An 18,399-nucleotide genomic window follows, 5' to 3' on the forward strand; every position below is an offset into this window, starting at 1 on the left:
TTCTATTAGTTGATTTTGTTTGTCTTGCATTTTAAAATTCATAGTAGGGCTTCCTCCTTAAGATTCTGAGTTAGAGTGGTATCTATACTCATATCTTACTGAGGGGCTTTATTTTTTTCAAACCTGATATTTAACGATCTACAGGAATGCTATCCTGCCCCGTTAGTGCCATAAGAAAAAGGCTGCCTCAGCACCCCCCCTTATAGAAGTTAAGCACCCGTTAGTTTAAGAAGGAATAATGAGTTTCCAATATTCCCACGCTTTAAGGTAAGCCTCTAAATCGTGTGGATGGACCTTTACACAAATTCCGATGCGTGTATATAACTGAACCACTACTTCTTCTATAAGTCTTGATTTTTCAATAGGTACATTATTAAGCAAAGCGAATGAAGCAAGTAGTGTTTCTAAATCCAAATCATCTGGAGATGAACAGAAAGCATAAGTGAAGTCGTAAATTACAGGTCCAATTATCGGTGAAGGATCGATTATTCCAGTTAAAACTGAATTGTTAAAAACGAAATTGTGGACACCTGTGTCACCGTGAAGTAGGTACTTTTCTTCATTATTTTCATCTTTTCCTATTCGATCAACAATTGATTTCACTTTGAAATAATCTTCAATTGGCAGTAAATCACCTATATTTATACACGCTGATTCCACACTTATTGTATTGAATTCATACCAGGATTGTCTCGGTATCCCTAACCTGCCCCATTTTGCTTCCTGATCGTATTTTTTGTAATGATTGAATAGTTCTTTAGCCAAAGTAATCATCCAGTTAATTTTGGACCCACGATTGTAATGAGTTGTTCCTGTAATAAAAGAATACACAATAAATTCCTTTTCAGGATCGGTATAAAGTAGTTTAGGTAACAAACTAACATTCTGGTAAGCTTGAAGAAATTTTTCCACAAAATCTATCTGTTCTGAGTGATCAAGTTTCAAAACGTATTTTGGTGTACCTTTTTCTGATAAAGTATAAACGAGTCCATCAGTAGTTCCCTTCATCATATTAATATCTTGATCATTCAGATTAATAATCCCCTTGTCTAGAAGATTCTTGATGATATTTTCAACTTCTAATTTCACTGGCATTTTAAATGTTCCCCTTTTATTAATTATCCTATATAATTCTCCCATCTAATTACAGAATCCTTCTTTAACTAAACTGCCCCGTTTGTTCAATAAGAAATGATACTATAAATGTCTCCGACGTGTTATATAATATAAATGTTCAATTGAATGTGCTGGAGGATACTATGGAACAGTTTACTTATCAAGTACCTGAAAAGGTGCATATTTCAACAATAATACCAATAATAAACGAACAAGGAGATGCTGTATTCGAAATAAGAAAACAACAACATAAATTCCTTGCCCGTATCGTCCACAACTCATTACGTGGTGGCATTCCCTATAGTTATAAAATTGCTAATGCGTTTGGGAAACCACTTTATACCATAGACTGCCTGTTTCCAGGCTTTAGGTACAAATTGATTGACCATTTATCCTCACAAACCGTGCAGATAGCTTCCAATAGAGTTCAACTAATTGAAAAGGCATATCGTTTTAGATTAAATAACCACGAATATTTTTTTGAAAAAGATTATACGAGTGCTGGTTACTTAAAATGCGACAATAAACAAGTAGCCAGTGTTTCGATGCCTATTAAAACAAATATTTCGTTGTTCAAAAAGTCGGAATTAGATACTATTATTATAAAATCAACGACGCAGGAAGTCGCAGGTCTTGCTGCCGTTTTATATCATACGTTCTATTATTACGGTGCTTAAAATTAATGTACAAAAATCAAACTTTTGTTCAACTAAACTGCCCCGTTAGTGGAACAAGAAAAGGGCTGCCGTAGCAACCCAATTTGTACTTGTGTACCCGTTACTTTAAGTACACTATTATATATTTCTCTATTTGTTTATATAACTTTTTTAGAAGGAATGTTGTCCAATTGTAAAAACCAGGATTAACAATACTAATCCAACACCGTCTACTATAATATCCTTCTTTGTTGGTTTTCCAAAAATAAAGCCTTGTAAAAAAATCAATAAAGCCATTAAATAAAGCCATATTATAGAATGTGTTACAGAAAACAGCCCTACTGATATACCTACCACAACACCTAGATACAAAAATTCCTTTTTTGAAGTCATTTTACGAAACAATCAGTTCCCTCCAAATAAAAACGGATAGATATATTGTATCATTCGTTTAGAGTATTGAATATTCTTTCTTTAACTAACCTGCCCCGTTAGCTTAAGTACATTGCTTCACAATGCCCTATGTTTACTAAAATAAAAAGGATGTAACCATTGAGGTTCCATCCTAAAAAATTATTAATTTAATCCATTCTACAAATGATGGATTCTGCAGAAAACCAACTTTTGTTAGGTTCCTTAACTTGCATTGGTTAATAAACACCAACGATCAGACGCTCCTCCCCTTTTTAAAAAGATGAATGAGCTGCGTCTATTTAAGAATTGCCATTTTTCGGGTCTCACAGAAGTTAATTTTCATGGTAGTGCAATAAAAAAAGCTGTTAAAATGACAACTTGACCTGCACCACTTTGCAACCGTTAATTCAAGAAGATACTTTTACTAGCTTTTTAGTAGTAATTTTTTTGAAGAACCACGGAAAAAAGAATCTATAGATAATAAAATAAACAGGTAGCCCATACCATGTTTCCCAGTTTTTGTTTACCATGTATCCGACTTTAACTAAGCCTAATTCTAAGAAAAAAGACAATAACGTAAAGGTAAATGCAAAAATCCAGCTTTTTGAAGAGTTATAAAAATTAACATAAATTACCGATATACAAGCAGGAACAAAGCTAAGTAGAAAGGAATCGCTAAGCTCGGTAGTATTACTCTTTGCAAGGTCAAATAAATCAAATACCGACCCTGCAATAGAATCAGAGATCCAAGTTAAATGTCCAGCTACACCTAATGTAACTAATATCCCTGCCCATGTTAGATTTTTTTTAGGCATAAATATCACAATTAATATCGAAATAAGGAATAATATCCAAACATACCATTCACCTTGGTACTTCATAAATTCCATAATAAATCACCTAATCCTCTTTTGCCCAATTAAATTATTTCTAACCATTCTTATCTTTTGTAAATTGGTTCTAAACTATTCAGTTCCTTTCGCCGCAGCAATCCCCGTAGTTCAACTCAAGCACCCGTTAGCTTAACAAGGAAATTCTTAATCTTTGTTCAGTTCAATTACATCACAATGATTTAATTTGTGTTTGTTTATAACTTCAAATGCATTTGTTGAAACTACTAATTCTAAGTTTTGTGACAAACAAAAGTCTTCTTGGGACCAACCAGTATACTTACCATTCCCCACAAAAACTTTGCCCATCGGTATTAGCCGTTTAAAATTAGGAAGTATTTTGTTAGGATAAAGTTCTTTAAACAAATCTGAAACAGTTACCTCAACTTCATTAAACATAAAACCATTCAATTCACTGCTTTGAATTGAGTCTGCAAGGTTTTCTGTAACAATGAAACAGGGGGTTGATTCGAGTAATTCATCACCAAGCCAACCTTGGAACTCAAAATTAAGATGAGATATCTCCTTAATTCCATTTGCATATGTATTATTTGAAAAAGTAGTTTTTTCCCCTATTTCTCCTGCTACTTCAGGTTCTAATAAAATAAGTATCATTTTGGTACCTCCCTTCACTATTAATACAATAATACTTCAGATACCTTTCTTCCACTAACCTGCCACGTTAGTTTAAGTGAAAATATTCACAATCTATTCACGCTTACCAAATTACTTTAAATGTGTTTTTCCACAATCTGGCCCTTAACATAAAAAAGAACACAATCCTTACTACAGAATTGCGCCCTATTCTTGAATAATCGACAAACTTAGGATATTGGGGAATAAGAAAAGAACATTTCTTTGTCTACCTATTTTACATAGTAACAATTATTAGAAATTATAAAACCCCTCAGAATCGGATGGCTATTGAATGCAACAAAATAGCCATTAGGTTTGTCTTTCTTAAGAACCTTAAAAATTTTCTAAAACATGTAAAACTTGTAGAAAAAGAGAGAAAGAAAGAGAAAAACACCGATTACATATAAAAATCTAATTTTTTTGAATATTTACAATAATAAGATTACTAAATATAATAAGGACAAGCAATCAAACGATACACAAAAAGTAGATAACAGATTAGACTAATTTGAAAGAAGGTGATTCCAATGAAATGAGTTAGGCGAAAGCGTTTTATACATAACGCTGGGTATTAACATGATCACATTTTTCCTAAGAGAAACCATCTTCTTTTTCTGAATCAATCTGTTAGATAAAAAACTGTTTTTTGTATGATAAGTACAAGCTATAGTAATTTATATAAAATAGAGGGTGATACCACAAGACTAGCGAAAGCTGAAGGCATATTAATCAATAGGTATTATTTAGGTTTTAAAACTCTAGTATGAGTTCATTATTAAGCCCCCTTAAAATAAGTTTTTTATAATGAAAGGATTAGTAAAAAATAATGAGTGAGGAAATAAGATAAGCGACCATGTCATTCTGATTAGGATGAACATGGTCGCTTATTGTTTTTCTATTTTACAGTTATCAATCACCTCTAGTTTGTGTATATGATATGCAATTTCAGTTAACTCAAGGTACCCCGATTACAATTGACCAAAAGAAAGTAAAAAAAGTATTATTTTCTATTGAAGATGTTAAAGATATTCACGATTTACACATTTAGGCAATAACATCAGGATTAGATTCTTTAACTTGTCATTTACTTAAAAAATAATGAAAAATGAACAAAACATCTTACAACAAGCAATAAAACTAATTGAAAACAACTTTGGAATTACTCATACAACGATCCAAATAGAAAAATGAGCTGTCTGAACAGTCCATCGGTTCTTCAATTATTGCGCCCGATTGATGAAGATCGCAATATTATAAAGGGTAGCTGAGTATACTCGCGAATATTGAACTAAAGAACCCGTTTTAAATGGACTGTTGAAACCATATAGTCAAAGAGCCAAAGACGATACTTCTAAATTGCTTCCGCAATAAGGGCACGTTTTCATTTTTAATTCATCCTCTCCTCTGTTCATTAATTGGACTCCCCAAAGGGAAGCTTTTAATGTTTTCCATCTTTTTGGGTTTCCTCCTTCGAACTTTTTTCCCTTTTGACTTGCGAAGCGATTCGGTTCCCCAAAGGGGGATTATTTTTCCCCTTTTGCAAGTAGAACGAAAAACACGCATAGTCAATGGGTCAAGGGCGCTCTTAGCATAAAAGTTTTTTATGTTGCGATAGCGCCCTTAATAAAAAAGTTTTTGCCCCTTGACCCATTGACTAGCCGTCTTAGTTTTCAGCCGGAAAGGTTCGGGTGTCCTACCGGCTGGAAGCTTAGTCGGCTTGCGCTGTTTTACGATTCAGAAGGCAAAAGGGAAAAATATCAATCAAAGCAGGCGTTAGCCTGGTATCCTTTAATCTTTTAATCCTTTAATAATTTATTCTTTTTATTTTTTTAGGTTTTCGGCTCGTTCGGTATGGCCGATAGGTAAAGGAAATCGGAACCTAGGGGGAGTTTGACCAGAGGGAATTACTCCCCCTGGTTAGCCTTTCCTTTAATGCCGAAGCGACACGTAAGCGTAGCGTCAGAATGACAGAAAGCGTTCTTTGCTTTCTGATCAGTCTGTAGTGCTGCCGCGCTCATGCTCTCATTAATTATTCTTTTATTACTTATATATTTACTATAAACGCCTTAAAATCGCGTTCAAATAAATAATTCAAGTAAAAAACTCCAACACCTTATCAGGTATTGGAGTTTTTATTACGCTAATTGGAATGATTGTTGAATTTCTTTTAATAATTTTTCTGCACCTTCGCGAGAAAGGATTAATTTACCCTCAGCAAGAGTAAAATTTTTATCAGAAACTTCACCTGTTACTACACAAGTCATATTTGGTTTATATTTTTTCAAGATGATCTGATCCCCATCAACGTAAATTTCAAGAGAATCTTTTTCTGCAATATCAAGTGTACGTCTTAATTCGATAGGAATTACTACACGACCTAATTCATCAACCTTACGAACAATTCCAGTAGATTTCATTTAACTATTCTCCTTCTTATAAATCATAAAAATATATCTCTATTAATAATCGTCATTTTTCGACATGTTCTTTAAAAATATAATACTAGTTAATTTCCATATTCGTCAATTTGTATTAATATCCATTTATTTAACCCTTATTCTCTTCCTTTTTTTAACCTTTCAATATACGATTAATTTTACTCTCGACCTGTTAATTGTCCGACAAACTCAACATCATCTATTTTCCAGCCTTGCTCTTTCACATAGATCAAGGACGTTTTGACAATGACTGTTTCCGTGTTGGTAACATTATTAAATTCTGTGCTTAGCTTAAATTCATTGAAAAATTCAGCTTCTGTCTTTGAGGATTGATATTCAAAAGGCTTTAATCCTACCATTGAAGATTGAACTGATTGGTCCGAATTCGGAAGTTCTATTCCCGAAGGGTGGGTCGCCTTATATCCCTGATCGGTCATAAAGGGCTTAATATTCTTATATCGTTCAGCGGTCGTTTTGTAGGTGAAGAAGTTTTTTAGAAATTTTCGGTTTACCTCTAAAGTTTCCGTGTTTTGGATAGATGATAAGGAAGCGATCTTCTCTTCATAGTTGCGTTGGTTCGCTCTGACTTCTTGTAATTGTGTTCTTAAACTGAAAGCATACACAATAAAAACGACAGCAGCGATAAATCCAAGCATTAGTAAAATGTAATTTTTCTTTTTATTTGGTTCCATGACCTTTTCACCTCTATTACTGAATCCGTCTAAAGCCTAAAAAGGGATAGAAGCTTTTCCATTGTTCAACAGAAGAATAGGACGTTCCATCGCCGCTATTCGAATTAATAAATTTCCCATCTCCCACATACATTCCAACATGGGAAGCTCCTGGTTTGTAGGTAGAAAAGAAAACTAAATCGCCAGGCTTAATTTGATCTTCAGGAACGGGTATCGTTTTGTCGTATTGTGATTGAGCTGTCCCGGACAGATCAATTCCAACTTGTACGAAGGCATATTCTATTAACCCTGAACAATCAAATCCTCCTGCTGCTGGTGTTCTACCACCCCACACATAAGGTCGGCCAAGAAACTGATTCATAATAGCAAGGACTTCCTCCACATCAAAGCGTTGGGTACCATCACCTACAACGACAACAATGTCATTTCCACCATTATAATAGCGAAGCACATGTTCCACATAATCCACGTCACCGTATCGGGACCATCCCATTTTAGCAGCCATCAACTGACTAAATTCACTAGCTGTTTCTTTGGAATATCCCCCGCGCTGTAATGCGTAATCAATAAAGCCATTTCCGAAGTTGTACGATTGCAAAGCTAGGTTTATGTCGCCTTTGGCTTGCTTCATCACCTTTGCAAAATGTTCCACTCCGATTTGAATCGAATATTCAGGGTCAGTTATGGTTCCAGGAGGAAGTCCGATTGATTCCGAAGATTGCATCACATCTAACTGCCGTCCACCGGACTCCTGTTGAATGAGGGCCATGATCAATCCGACATATTCTCCAACTCCATTTTGTTCGGCATACTTCCGAATTAAAGGCTCGTATCTCAAAACATCAGCTGACACTTTAGCTGTGCCCCCGGATCCTTCTCCCGACATTCCTCCTTCAAACTGATTCTCACCCCCCAAGCTAATAGAAATAAATAAAGCGATTCCGAAAATAGATGTGAGAAGAAGAAGGATACCAGCAATAATCGAAGTCAAAGGGTTTTTAAGAACGGCTATAGTTCTAGCAACTTTTACACCTTTCTCTAAAACACCTTGCATAGGCTCTCCTTTCTAAAAGCAGTTCTGACGCAGTGAAACAAGCATTGTTCATGAAATAAAATGTAATTGCGTCATAATACTTTTCTCCAACATTATTTTCGCTGTTTAGTGCTTGGGTTTCTACTTTCTGATCTTTTGACATTTTCAGTAGATGGATTCGCATTTCTCGATTTAATTTGTTGTTGAGCTTCCCATTGAGTGAGATGTTTGTCCGATTCTCTTGAAGCTGCTACTTCATTTTTACTGTCCATTCTTCCTGACGGACTACAGTGAGAGGAAGGTTTAACCTCTTCGTTTTTTCTAGCTTCTCGATTGGAATTTCGAGCCGCCTGACTAGAATGACTACTCTTACTAGCCTCTTCACCTTTTCCACTTTTGTAATCATCTAAATGCACAATACCAGCATTTCGTGAAGCTGAACGTGGGGCTGCTCCTGCTGCCAATCTAGCAGCTGCAGTTTTCCCACTTTTACCAATAACTTGTTGCCCTATATTGTTGCTAGATTCTTGTTTTTGAGGGGTATTTTCTCCCCCTGCATTTCGGTGTTTTGATCGGGTTCCACTCGTTACTATACCAGGTGTAGCAGTTGAAGCCATTTTCTGTCCTGCTCCTTCTTCACCTAATGGAAACCCTTCTTGACGTTTTTTATACTGATGATTTTTATAAACCTGCCCCACCATTCTTTTTGCCCCTTTGAACCCTTTTTCGCCAGCGTCACCCATCTTACTAAAGGAGTTTGTTGTCACTCTCTCGACGACTTGCTGACCTTGTATCATCCCTGCTGAAGCAACTTCGAATAGTTCAGATCGGTATTTAAATAAGCCCCACATGGTAATACAGATCAAGAAAACGACAAATGCATAGCCTTCTACTCCATTCGTGACTTTGACCGACTCGTAAAGCAAGCTAACAATTCCCGTAATGACAGCGATTAAAAGCACCAATCCTGCTTTCATCAGTAACACGCCTACGATCTTTTTTCCGTGGTTTAGCGCACTTTCACTATAAGAGGGGATTAACGAAAGAACGAGTGGAATTCCCGTGAAGATCACTAAGGCTAGGAACCATACTTGAAGCAAAAACTTAAAGATTCCTAACAACAAAACAGGAATCGAAAGGGCAATGGTGGAAATGATCGTAACGATTAAATACCCAAATCGTTCACCGCTAAAATCCGGTGTCATTTGCTTGTTGTCAAAATTGGCTACTTCATCACTTACAATAACTTTTCTTTTCTCTTTTCCTTCCTTTGTATAAGGCTTAATTTCCAAAAGTTTATCTACTCGGTTTGGATCCTCACTTACAATATCCGCTTCCTTCGTTGAGCCATAATTTAAAAGTAAATACGGACGCTTGACCATAAGATTAAACAATTGATTTTCTAATACCGCCATTCCTTCTTTGGGATTATAGGCTGCGTTGCTGTCAAATCCATCAGAACTAACAAGAACGTTTACCGAGCTGGCAATCCCTTCTAGTTCCGCCCCTCTGTCATTCAGCCATTTGATATTTCCTGTTGCATCTGAATAAAACCAAAAGGTGAGAACCATGATAGCCAAAGCGCCGACGATTGCTTTTACTGCATGACCGACTTGTTGATTGACAAAATAACGCCATGCCGCAGCTCCTCCTACAAAAATGACAAACAAGGATAAGAAAGTCCCTGACATAATTTCATAGATTCGTTGACTCATAATGCCTGCTTCGCTTGCAATGATACTAATTAAATCGAAAGACATAAGCTGATCAATAGAATAAAGGGTAAAGCTAGCAACTGTTTTATTAAAACCCCACATTCCTTGATTAATGGCATGTAAGGCATTATCACCAGTATCTTTAAGACCGTCCCCAATATTCGCTTCCATCCTGTAATGTTCGAGAGGATATTCCTTGCTTTCCAATGTCACACGGCCAACGGTTACTTCTTTTTTCTGAATAGTTGGTGAGATATCATCGGCAAGTGAAGCTGTTGGCATAAGGAGAAAAAGTATCGCAAAACATATCCCTATTCCCCGTTTCAGGAATTTCATCCAATCCCTCCTTATTTACAGTGGATACAAGCTTCCCGTTCAAATTTCTGTTTAATTTCATCACGGTTAACATTCAAACTTTTACTTGTATCAACTTTCCACATATCTGCTTTTTTACGAAAAACAATATTATCCTCTACCGCATTATCACCCTTTGGATTATCGAAATCTGCAAAAACATAGTAGTTCTCTAATTCTTCGTCATAGTAAATTTCAAAACGTATATCTTTATATTCCAACCCTGAATCTACCTTCTTTGCAGTTTTATCAACCTCATAAGAACCTTTTTTATAAATAAATTCTTGCTGTTTGTCATACTCATTATCAAAATTTGCTTTTTCCCACTCATATGCGATTTTTGCAATTTCTTCAGGAGAAGTTCCCTGATTGCACCCCGCTAATAGTGCAATCAAAGCAATAATTAAGATTAATAGTTTTTTCATCAAATAAATGCCTCCTCGGTTTCTGCTCTGCCTCGGTCCTTTTCTTTTGTATTGAAGGCACTAATCCATTCGTTAAACAACACATCAGTTTGAATTTTGGCAGTACGACCCTACATGTCTTCTACAATACACTGACCTTCTGTCAGATTTTTCAGCATATCCCGATTCTCTTTGTTATCCTCCATGCCAAGAAACTCAATGATATTGGCTGCTTCTTCTGTCGTCTTTGCTTTAAAAGCAAATTTCGTTCCTATATTTTCTTTAATTTGTGGCTTGTTATATTCATAAGTGGACTGTGTAATGATATAAACGGCTGACCGTAAGGAACGGCCAGTACGCAACAATTCATTAATGAGTCGATCACCGGCGCCTGTATTCATCAGCATCCACGCTTCTTCGAAAATGGTTAACTTCACGACCGAATCATCACGAGCAAATTTCGTGGCAAATTTCGCTAATGGCTGCATGAGTGCAACGGCAATGTGTTCGTCACGAGTGGCAGCCTTCTCGCCTTCATCTGGAAGATTCAAGTTTTGAATCTGCAAGATATTCACTTGTTCATTAAGACTTATCCCTTCCACATCCCCCTCTGAAAACATTAACTTTGCAACCCCATTTGTGCCGATTTCATAAAGCAAGTCGCCTACATTTTGAACATCCTGATCGTCAGAATCTTGTAAATAGCGCACAACTTTTAAAAGCCCTGGCTTTTTATCCTGCTGCATAATATAACAGACATCTTTATAAATGGCCGTTTTCACATTCCGTTCATTCGACTGAAGCTCGGATAAATATTCAAGAACACCCACGGCTGCATCCTGAGCTTCTTCCCCTTCAAGGAAGGTAAGGGGGTCAAGTTTCCCTGCATCCTTCTTTTCACTTGATAGAGTAATATAGTTAAAGCTTTCAATTAACTCTTTAAAAAATGGGGCTTTACGCTCCATTTCAGGCGTAAGCGCCTCTTTGAATTTCTTTTCGAGTTCGTTTTTGGGGTCCGTCATCAGGATTTTGGCCCCAAAAAAGACGGAATTCAGTAAGATATCTTTTAACATATAAGATTTCCCCATCCCCGTTGGTCCCGAGATCGTAACATGGGGAGAAGAGTACTTGGAACCTTTTAGGCCCAAATGAGCTAAAAAGGGATGATAAAAAACAAGAGATTGAGAGCTTTCAATGCTTTCTCCTTCATGAGAGATGTTTTTCCCTAAATAAAAACCTACCGTATTACCAATTTTGCGTGTAAGAGAGAAAAGGGATTCCGCGAACGATTCAGGAGTAAGAACTTGTTCCCAATCTTCCGCTACGATTTTAGCTGCTGGTAACGATTGATGGAATAAAAGGAGTTGATCGGCTAATGGCTGCACAATTTCAATTTGTTGGTCTTTAAAATCGATGATGAGCCTTCTGGCTCTTTTTCGGACTTCTTCTTTCGTCTTACCATATACAACAAAATGGATGTGAGTTCTAAGAAGTGGTTTTCCTTGATTTTTAATTTGATTTTCTAATTCATGTAAAAGCTCTCGCCCTGTTCAACTAACGCACCCGTTAGCCATCCATGAAGCGCAAAAATCAGCGCTTCACCACAGAGAATGAAAATGGGTTAGAACCGTCAATACTGATTCTACGGCTGGGAGAGGAAGGTCGCTGAACTATGGTGCGTTAGAGCCCATCCGTTAGTCTGACTCCACCGACCACGGTGCACCACTGACTGTCGCTCCCTTACGGGAAGCACACATGGTAGATTAATCCTATTCTGGTTGTTGCACCAGCCTCTAATTATAATGATCGCCGTAGAAAGGATGTTTTCAATGGATGTAGTCATTGAACGAGCATGCGGTATGGATGTCCATAAGGACAATATTACTGCCTGTATTTTGACACCTGAAGGAAAGGAGATTCAAACGTTCTCTACTAAAACTGTATTTCTTTTACAGTTGGTTGACTGGATTAAACAACATAATTGTACCCATGTCGCCATGGAAAGCACGAGTGTTTATTGGAAGCCTATTGTGAATTTACTGGAAGCTGAGGATATCGAGTTTTTAGTGGTGAATGCCCAACATATGAAGGCTGTTCCAGGACGAAAGACAGATGTGAAGGATGCAGAATGGATTGCCAAACTTCTTCGCCATGGATTACTTAAAGCCAGTTATATCCCTGACCGAAATCAACGTGAATTGCGTGAACTCGTTCGATATCGTCGAAGTATTATCGAGGAGCGTGCCAGACAACATAATCGAATCCAAAAAGTGTTAGAAGGCGCGAACATTAAGTTGGGATCTGTGGTCTCAGATGTGTTAGGTGTTTCAGCACGAGAAATGCTTGATGCCATTGCCGATGGTGAAGAGGACCCTGAAAAACTAGCAAACTTCGCCCGACGCAGCATGAAAAAAAAGAAAGAAGAACTGGAACTCGCCCTAAAAGGCTACATTAATTCACATCAACTCCTCATGTTAAAAACCATTTTAGGTCATATTGATTTTCTTACTGAGCAAATCGAGATGCTTGATAAGGAAGTTGCGGACAGAGTCAGTTCCCATCAGGAAGATGAATCACGATTGGATTCGATTCCTGGTATAGCGACCAGAATGGCTGAGCAAATTCTATCCGAAATTGGGACTGATGTAAAAAAACAATTCCCCACTGCAGCTCATATGTGTTCTTGGGCAGGATTAGTTCCTGGGCAAAATGAAAGTGCTGGAAAAAGAAAATCAGCCAAAACTAAAAAAGGAAATAAGTATTTAAGATCGGCGTTAACAGAAGCAGCTCATTCAGTAAGAGGATCCAAAAACTATCTCGGAGCACTGTATAGACGTACAGCATCCCGAAAAGGTAAGAAACGTGCTGGTATTGTAGTCGCTCACGCAATGTTACGTATCTCTTATTATCTCTTAACCCGAAAAGAAATGTATGTAGACTTAGGCGAAGACTACTTTGATAAGCAGAGACAACAATCTATCGTTCGACATTCACTGAGACGACTCGAAAGTTTAGGATACACCGTTACGTTAGAAGAACCTAAAGCCTCTTAATCCAGTTACTTTCTAAACCATAGATCAATGAATCTGGCGCTCTCCCCTTTTTTAAAAAATGATTGAGCTGCGTCCTCTTTAGTATTGCCTTTTTCTCTGTGTTACAGAAGTTAATTTTCATGGTAGACAACCATGCCGCGTTGCGGCACCATCAAATGAATGAAAATGTTTTTATACTAGTCTAGTTCCCCTTCCTCCTGTCAATCCTGATAATACGGCTGGCGAAGGAAGGTCGATGAACTATGGTGCTTTTAAGCCCGCATGGTAGACTGATTCACTACGACCAGGTGCACCACAAATTGTTGCTCTCGAATGAGAAGCACGCAGGATAGATTAATCTTATATGGTTGTTGCACCAGCCTTAATTTACTTCAGCCTAGGAAGGGGTTTACTAATGGATGTTGTATATAATCGCTGTTGTGGACTTGATGTTCACAAAAAGAGTATTACCGCTTGCGCGATTACTCCAAAAGGAAAAGAAATTGAAACATTTGGTACGATGACACACGAACTTTTCCAATTGGTGGATTGGATTAAAAGCAAACGCTGTACTCATGTTGCCATGGAAAGTACAGGTGTGTATTGGAAGCCAATCTACAATCTACTAGAACTTGAAGAAATACAACCGATGGTTGTAAATGCTGCTCATATCAAGGCTGTTCCGGGGCGTAAAACTGATGTTAAAGATGCAGAATGGATTGCGAAATTGCTTCGCCACGGTCTTCTTCAACACAGTTATATCCCTAATAGGGAACAAAGAGAACTACGTGAGTTAGTTCGATACCGTCGTAGTCTAATTGAAGAAAGGGCTAGGGAGATTAGTAGAATCCAAAAGGTTCTAGAAGGTGCTAATATTAAACTTTCTTCAGTTGCGACTGACATTATGGGTGTCTCAGGTCGAGCAATGATTGAAGCGATTATTAACGGTATAAATGATCCACAAACATTATCAAGCCTAGCTAAAAGAAGTTTGAAGAAAAAAAAGGATGATTTAGAACGTGCTTTAGTAGGATCCGTTGGACCCCATCAAAAGATGATGTTAAAAACTCAACTTTCACACATTGACTTTATGGATCAACAGATTGCACTGTTAAGTGAAGAAGTCCAGCAACGCATGCAGCCTTATGAAGAAGATATTGAATTGCTTGATTCTATCCCTGGAATTGGCAGAAGTCACGCCGAACAACTTTTGGCTGAAATCGGTATTGGCATAGATATTTCAAACCAGTTTCCTTCGGCTCCTCATTTATGTTCATGGGCTGGTATGGTTCCAGGTAACAATGAAAGTGCTGGCAAAAAAAAGTCCGGAAAAACGAGAAAAGGTAATAAAAAATTGCGAGCCGCACTGGTTGAAGCAGCACATTCGGCAGCTAGGACAAAAAACACCTACCTATCTTCCCAATACCAACGTTTGGCGGCAAGAGTTGGTAAAAAACGCGCAGCAGTTGCGGTTGGACATACCATATTAACAATTGCATATCACATGTTAAAGAGAAGAGAACCCTATATTGAGTTGGGCGCAGATTACTTTGACCGACGAAAGAAAGAAATCGTGATCAAACAATCTATCAAACGGTTAGAGACTCTTGGTTGTAAAGTAACAGTTGAAGCAATAGCATAGCTATGGTCATAAAAATATAGTTAAAATTAGAACCCCAGATCTTTTTAAAAAAAATCGATCTTACAGGGTTTAGTTTCGTATTGCCAAAAATGCCCTTTACCCATTACTATTTTCAGGATAGTTTAAGTACAATATTTCACAATCTTTCCTGTAAAAAAGAAAAAGGCGACCTCCTTCTTGAAGAATCGCCCCTTTAGTTTACTAACTATGTTGTTTTTTGGGTAACCAAGCCTACTTCTTCATTTAGATTAGTTTATAAAGAATTTAATCGTTTCCGAATCCAGTGAACTACAACAAGTAACACGGGAATCGCAACAAAGAATATAGGCAAGAGGAACTTTATAACCCATTCCCCTTCTTTAAAGTGCTCTGAAATATTACTTGCCATTATTAAGGAGCTTAAAAGAGCTATGAATGCAATAGGAACTGTTAACTTTTGTTTATTTTCAACATTAAATATGTCCGATATAATATTAATCGCGGCTAATAAATAAATAGATATTTTAAAAAATACGCAAATAATCAGTGCAATAATCGCGAAAATATCTAGACGTTCTAATAATTCTCCTATGTGGGCTTTTTGTATCATTCTTAATAGAGGGAAAGCAGAAGTGCTATAACTAGTTTCTCCAAGAACGGATATTTCAAGAGCGTGAATAAAGCTTAAAATTAAGGTACTAACCGTTAATGCTGCTACTCCGACTTTTCTTCCGGATTGAGTTTTATTTAAATTAGGAAAAATGGTTGAGAAACAAAAGATTTCACCGAACGGAAACATTAATATATTGGGATAAGCTGACTTTAAGACAGGTTTCCATCCATTTTCAAGAATTGGTTGGAAATTGCTGATGTTAACTATACCGGATAATAACACAGAAGTACTCCCCAATAAACCAAAACAAATTAAAACCACAAAGTATATCTCTGCTGTTCTAGCTAAAACTTCTAGACCTTTGTATAGTGCATATATTATTACTATAATTAACATCGTTTCAATAACCATAAGGGGTGTCTGGTTATATACGCTAGACACTAGTAATCCCCCAGTTTCCCTTAAATCTCTAGAAGCGGTATAAATGAAAAGAATTGCATATAATAAGCTAACTATCCAGCCTAAATTTCTTCCAAGAATCTTTCGGACATACCCACTTAAAAGAAAATTTGGATACTCACGAAAAAGGTAATCGTACAGAAGGAATAAAAGGATTCCCCCAACAGAGGCAATTAATATTGAAAGCCAGACATCTTTATGAGATGAAAATCCAATTGGAAGTACAAGTGCAGTACCCATTTCAAACAAAAAAATCAAAATGAAAAATTGTCCGGAGCTAATTTTTTCTATTTCCATCCCTATTAACTCCATCCTAGGTCAATATCATTTAACTAGTTAATTACATAATGCTGCAAGGTAAATTTATAATGATTATTCTTTGCGAAATTATCCATTTTATCCATTTAATTAAAAATTCCTTATTCAACTAACCTGCCACGATAGTTCAATATCTGCACGTTTCCATTTCAATAATCAAGACAATAATTCCTCTTATTTAACTGAAAAGGAGGAAATTTTTTTGTTATTATCAAAAGCCTGGGAACTTTATGAATCAGATAAAAGGATTGAAGGATTCTCTCCTCATACATTAAAAGCGTATAGGCTCCAATCTAAGCTACTTATCCAATTCTTTAACGATGTGAATATTGAATCATTGACGACTGATCAGCTGAAAGGATACTTAGCAAAATCCAGTGAACACCTAAAACCATCAAGTTTGGCTCATCGAATTCGATTTATTAAATCGATATTTCGTTGGTCACACGAGGAAGGGCATATGCCAAAAAATCCAGCTGCCAAAATTAAAGAACCTAAACAAGGAAAACGGATTCCAAAATTTTTAACGGAGAGAGAAATTGAACATTTGAGGGAAGCGTGTTTTACTCCAATGGAAAAGGCATTATTCGAATTTATGTTTTCAACTGGTTGTAGAATAGGTGAAATTGTTTCTCTTGATAAAAATTGCATTAATTGGTCAAATCATTCTGCCATTGTGCTTGGAAAAGGTGATAAGGAAAGGGAGGTCTACTTTAATATACGGTGTGAAAATCTGGCTCAAGCGATACTTAGACCTTCGCCAGGATAAAGACCCAGCTATTTTTGTTACTGAACGGCACCCACATAGAATGAGTATTGGGCAGATGAGGTACATCATAAAAAGAATATCAAGTCGGGCAGGGATCAACAAAGAAATTCATCCACACCAACTACGCCATAGCTATGCCACACACCTATTGAACAACGGAGCTCCAATTGATGTAATTCAAAGTTTACTTGGTCACGAAAAAAGCGAGACCACTAGGATTTATGCTCAGTTAAGTGGAAACCTTAGAAGAGAATTTTATAAAAAATATTTTTAAAAATGGATTGGTAAAAGGCAACGGACGCTCCGCTGCCTTTCACTATTGCCCCCGTTACTGGAATAAGCAACAGACTTTTATTGCTTAAAATCATCGTATTGTGAATACACACTCTTTGTGTTTTTGTTGTGTTTTTCGTGCCTTGGTCGAATTATAATTTTATCCTCAAACTAGAATTGCATTAATCAATTCAAGGAGTAAAGACTATTTAATAAAGGAGGATAATTAATGAAATACAAAGCAGAGAAAACGATCGAAATTTCATCCTGGATAATTGTGTCACTATTATTAATAAAATTGACACCAAAAAATAAAATTCGTGAAACAATAGTTATATTTTTATTTAAACAAGCACTAACATGGATTTTTGGATTACTAGTGGTACAAAAAAACTTAATTTCCTATCCATATCGATTATTTTTCAAAAAGGCAAATAAAGCTAATTTTTCATTCGAATACTTTATATATCCTGGACTGTGTGCTTTATTTAGTTTGTACTACCCAAAAAATAAATCTAACCTTTTAAAAACCCTACATTACTTTATTAGTACTTCAGTAATAGTCATCTTTGAAATTATTGCAGTGAAATATACAAAATTAATTAAATATAAAAAATGGACTTGGTATTGGAGCTTTATAACAATTTGGATAACAGATTACTTATCACAAGCTTTTCACAACTGGTTTTTTAAAACTAAATTTCATTAATAAAAAGGGGCAGGTGGACTGCCTCTTTTTGTATTAATTTAAATACACGATAAGAGTCAAAAACGACATTAGTCTTGTTGAACTCCCTCAGCTTGATACGAATATCTCTTGAATGCTCACTTATTCGCAGGATTTCATAACCTCTATAAATAGAATGACGGGTAATTGGAATGAATTCAGATCATTTGGCTTCGTGAAGGCATAGTTAAATAAAGGAGTTAGCTAATACTCCATATTTTACCATATAATGTACATCT

General features: G+C 36.5%; 15 protein-coding genes and 2 pseudogenes. 6 read left to right on the forward strand and 11 right to left on the reverse strand.

The window, feature by feature from the left end; all coding sequences use genetic code 11:
• Nucleotides 1-225 precede the first annotated feature (225 nt).
• Nucleotides 226-1,095, reverse strand: a complete 870-nt coding sequence (locus tag J7E66_RS30115) for a protein kinase family protein (protein WP_215007360.1) — start codon at nt 1,093-1,095, stop codon at nt 226-228.
• 164 nt (nt 1,096-1,259) lie between these two features.
• On the opposite strand from J7E66_RS30115, the gene J7E66_RS30120 reads away from it, so the two are divergent.
• Nucleotides 1,260-1,793 carry a tubby C-terminal domain-like protein gene (locus J7E66_RS30120; RefSeq protein ID WP_215007363.1) on the forward strand — a complete coding sequence of 178 codons (534 nt, stop codon included), beginning with the start codon at nt 1,260-1,262 and terminating at the stop codon, nt 1,791-1,793.
• A 150-nt stretch (nt 1,794-1,943) separates the two neighbouring features.
• Here the strand turns inward: J7E66_RS30120 and J7E66_RS30125 are convergent, their stop codons facing one another.
• The 3 genes from J7E66_RS30125 to J7E66_RS30135 form a co-directional block, all read right to left on the reverse strand.
• Nucleotides 1,944-2,177, reverse strand: coding sequence for a hypothetical protein (locus J7E66_RS30125; protein ID WP_215007366.1), 234 nt, complete (start codon nt 2,175-2,177; stop codon nt 1,944-1,946).
• A gap of 416 nt (nt 2,178-2,593) precedes the next feature.
• Nucleotides 2,594-3,076, reverse strand: coding sequence for a hypothetical protein (locus tag J7E66_RS30130; RefSeq protein WP_215007369.1), 483 nt, complete (start codon nt 3,074-3,076; stop codon nt 2,594-2,596).
• Between the two features lie 147 nt (nt 3,077-3,223).
• Nucleotides 3,224-3,691: a hypothetical protein gene (locus J7E66_RS30135; protein ID WP_215007372.1), complete on the reverse strand. Its 468-nt coding sequence runs from the start codon at nt 3,689-3,691 to the stop codon at nt 3,224-3,226.
• Between the two features lie 970 nt (nt 3,692-4,661).
• Between J7E66_RS30135 and J7E66_RS32180 the strand changes: the two are divergent.
• Nucleotides 4,662-4,903: pseudogene (locus tag J7E66_RS32180) on the forward strand (cation transporter dimerization domain-containing protein); the annotation flags it as partial.
• A 944-nt stretch (nt 4,904-5,847) separates the two neighbouring features.
• On the opposite strand, the gene J7E66_RS30140 reads toward J7E66_RS32180, so the two are convergent.
• From J7E66_RS30140 to J7E66_RS30165, 6 genes are all read right to left on the reverse strand, one after another.
• Nucleotides 5,848-6,129: a transition state genes transcriptional regulator AbrB gene (locus J7E66_RS30140; RefSeq protein WP_215007375.1), complete on the reverse strand. Its 282-nt coding sequence runs from the start codon at nt 6,127-6,129 to the stop codon at nt 5,848-5,850.
• 179 nt (nt 6,130-6,308) lie between these two features.
• The gene (locus J7E66_RS30145; RefSeq protein ID WP_215007378.1) at nt 6,309-6,842 is read right to left on the reverse strand and encodes a hypothetical protein; all 534 of its coding nucleotides are present in this window, start codon (nt 6,840-6,842) and stop codon (nt 6,309-6,311) included.
• Nucleotides 6,843-6,858: 16 nt separating this feature from the next.
• Nucleotides 6,859-7,896, reverse strand: a complete 1,038-nt coding sequence (locus J7E66_RS30150) for a bifunctional lytic transglycosylase/C40 family peptidase (protein WP_215007381.1) — start codon at nt 7,894-7,896, stop codon at nt 6,859-6,861.
• A gap of 92 nt (nt 7,897-7,988) precedes the next feature.
• Complete coding sequence (locus tag J7E66_RS30155) at nt 7,989-9,926, reverse strand: CD3337/EF1877 family mobilome membrane protein (RefSeq protein ID WP_215007384.1); 1,938 nt, start codon at nt 9,924-9,926, stop codon at nt 7,989-7,991.
• 11 nt (nt 9,927-9,937) lie between these two features.
• Nucleotides 9,938-10,369: a hypothetical protein gene (locus J7E66_RS30160; protein WP_215007387.1), complete on the reverse strand. Its 432-nt coding sequence runs from the start codon at nt 10,367-10,369 to the stop codon at nt 9,938-9,940.
• Nucleotides 10,370-10,479: 110 nt separating this feature from the next.
• Nucleotides 10,480-11,733 (reverse strand): ATP-binding protein, encoded by a 1,254-nt coding sequence (locus tag J7E66_RS30165; protein WP_215007390.1) that lies wholly within the window; start codon nt 11,731-11,733, stop codon nt 10,480-10,482.
• A 444-nt stretch (nt 11,734-12,177) separates the two neighbouring features.
• Between J7E66_RS30165 and J7E66_RS30170 the strand changes: the two genes are divergently transcribed.
• Together J7E66_RS30170 and J7E66_RS30175 are read left to right on the forward strand one after the other, a co-directional pair.
• Nucleotides 12,178-13,401, forward strand: coding sequence for an IS110 family RNA-guided transposase (locus J7E66_RS30170; RefSeq protein ID WP_215007393.1), 1,224 nt, complete (start codon nt 12,178-12,180; stop codon nt 13,399-13,401).
• Between the two features lie 394 nt (nt 13,402-13,795).
• Nucleotides 13,796-15,022 carry an IS110 family RNA-guided transposase gene (locus tag J7E66_RS30175; RefSeq protein WP_215007396.1) on the forward strand — a complete coding sequence of 409 codons (1,227 nt, stop codon included), beginning with the start codon at nt 13,796-13,798 and terminating at the stop codon, nt 15,020-15,022.
• Between the two features lie 253 nt (nt 15,023-15,275).
• On the opposite strand, the gene J7E66_RS30180 is transcribed toward J7E66_RS30175, so the two are convergent.
• On the reverse strand, nt 15,276-16,370 hold the full coding sequence (locus tag J7E66_RS30180; RefSeq protein ID WP_215007399.1) for a GerAB/ArcD/ProY family transporter: 1,095 nt from the start codon (nt 16,368-16,370) through the stop codon (nt 15,276-15,278).
• A gap of 223 nt (nt 16,371-16,593) precedes the next feature.
• Here J7E66_RS30180 and J7E66_RS30185 point away from each other — a divergent pair.
• A pseudogene (locus tag J7E66_RS30185) lies at nt 16,594-17,434 on the forward strand (tyrosine-type recombinase/integrase).
• 228 nt (nt 17,435-17,662) lie between these two features.
• Entirely contained in the window at nt 17,663-18,142 is a 480-nt protein-coding gene (locus tag J7E66_RS30190) for a CBO0543 family protein (protein ID WP_215007403.1), read from the forward strand.
• The last annotated feature ends 257 nt before the right edge of the window (nt 18,143-18,399 follow it).

Source organism: Bacillus sp. ISL-7, assembly GCF_018613065.1.